The following is a 2,024-nucleotide window of genomic DNA, read 5'->3' as shown; positions in this document are numbered from 1 at the left end:
AGAAAAGACTCTTTCTTTGATTTAGGCGGATCATCGTTAAAAGCGATTCAATTAATCTCACGTGTATACAAACAACACGAAGTACAGTTGAGTATAGGAGAAATCTTTAATCATGCGACTCTTACAGCGCAAGCTTTGTTAATATCAGAATCACAAGGTGCGTTGTACAGTTCTATACCAAGGGTAGAATTACAAGATGATTATGCACTTTCACATGCACAACGAAGATTGTGGGTTTTAGATCAATTACAAGAAGACTTTACAGCATACAGTCGTCCGATTAGTTATGATATTTATGGAGATTTAAACATAGAGGTTTTAACAGCGTCATTTAAGAATTTAATAGAACGTCATGAGAGTTTACGCACGATATTCATTTTAAAAGACAGTGAACCACGTCAACTCATTCAAACAGCTGAAGCTATTAACTTTAGTGTTCCTTATACAGATATTTCAACAGCGATTGATAAGGATTGTATCATAGAAGATACTTTGTTAAATTTAGCCTCTTCACCTTATGATTTATCAAGAGGTCCATTATTTAAAGTAGTTTTACTAAAGTTAGAAGAAAATCAACATCGATTACTATTTTCAATTCATCACATTATATCTGATGATTGGTCAATGGAAGTATTGGTACGTGATTTAATACGTTATTATAATAGTATTCTTAAAGGAGAAGAATCATCAACAACGATTTCTGCATTGCCAATTCAATATAAAGATTATGCAGGTTGGCAATTGAAAGAATTAGCAGAGGGTGAATTAGCATTTTCTCGTGATTATTGGAAGTCAAAACTATCAGGAGAGTTACCTGTGTTAGATATACCATCAGATTATGTACGTCCATCGGTACAAACGTATAACGGAGCACAAAGCTATGTATGCTTTTCAAAAGCAACGAGCAGGGCATTTAAAGACTATGTAAAATCAGAAGACAGTACATTATTTATAGGATTAACTACATTAGTCAAAGCATTATTATACAAATATAGCGGACAGGAAGATATCATTGTAGGAACTCCAATAGCAGGACGTGAACATGCCGACTTAGAAAATCAGATAGGTTTTTACATAAACAACTTGGCTTTACGAACAGAGTTTTCAGGAAGCGAGAGTTTCACAAGTTTACTTCATAAGGTAAAGAAAACCTGTTTAGAAGGTTATGAACATCAAGCATATCCATTTGATTTACTGGTAGACGAGTTAGATTTGTCAAGAGACTTAAGTCGTTTTCCATTGTTTGATGTTGTTGTTGTCTTAACAAGTGAACAAGCATTCTCAGAATCATCAGAGAAATTAGAGATGGAAGGGTTGGAAATATCTCCAGTACGAGTTGCTGTAGAAACGAGCTTGTATGACCTTACGTTTTGGTTTAAAGAAAGTGAATTTGGAGAAATAGCTGTTCACATAGAGTATAATACAGATATTTACAGTAAAGCACGAATAGAAAACCTAGGGGTTCATTTAACCACACTTTTAGAGAGTATTGTTGCAGACAATATAACTTCCATAGATAAATTACCCTTACTAACTACAAGAGAACGAGAAACTTTACTGAAGGACTATCAAGGAGAAGTAGTTTCACAAAGTATTGATGCAACGATTGTTTCATTATTAGAATCACAAGCATCACTAAATAGAGCATCAGAAGCAATACGATATGAAGATACTATTTTAAGTTATCAAGAACTAGATGAACGATCAAACCAATTAGCAGAGTATTTACAAGCAAAACATGACGTCAAAAAAGGTAGTGTTGTAGCGATCATGCAAGATAGAAGTGATAGTTTGATTATTAGTATTTTAGGAGTATTAAAGGCAGGAGGAGCATATTTACCTATAGATAAGAATTACCCATTAGATCGTATTGATTATATGCTATCAGATGGTAATGCATCATTGATTATTGGTGATTCTTCCATAACTGAATCCAAAGTTACAAGTATCAACATCAAAACATTAGCAGAAGAATTAAAGAAGTATTCAGTAAGTAAATTAGATGTTTCGATAAGTGGAGAAGA

General features: G+C 33.4%; 1 protein-coding gene. It reads left to right on the top strand.

Features of this window, described 5'->3' with window-relative positions; translation table 11 throughout:
* Positions 1-2,024 (top strand): condensation domain-containing protein (locus tag ACKTSW_RS10455; RefSeq protein ID WP_408025212.1); only part of this gene is annotated, 2,024 nt, incomplete at both ends.

The organism is Tenacibaculum sediminilitoris, assembly GCF_964513795.1.
Classification (GTDB): Bacteria; Bacteroidota; Bacteroidia; order Flavobacteriales; family Flavobacteriaceae; genus Polaribacter; species Polaribacter sediminilitoris.
This window is presented reverse-complemented; position numbering and strand designations above follow the sequence as displayed.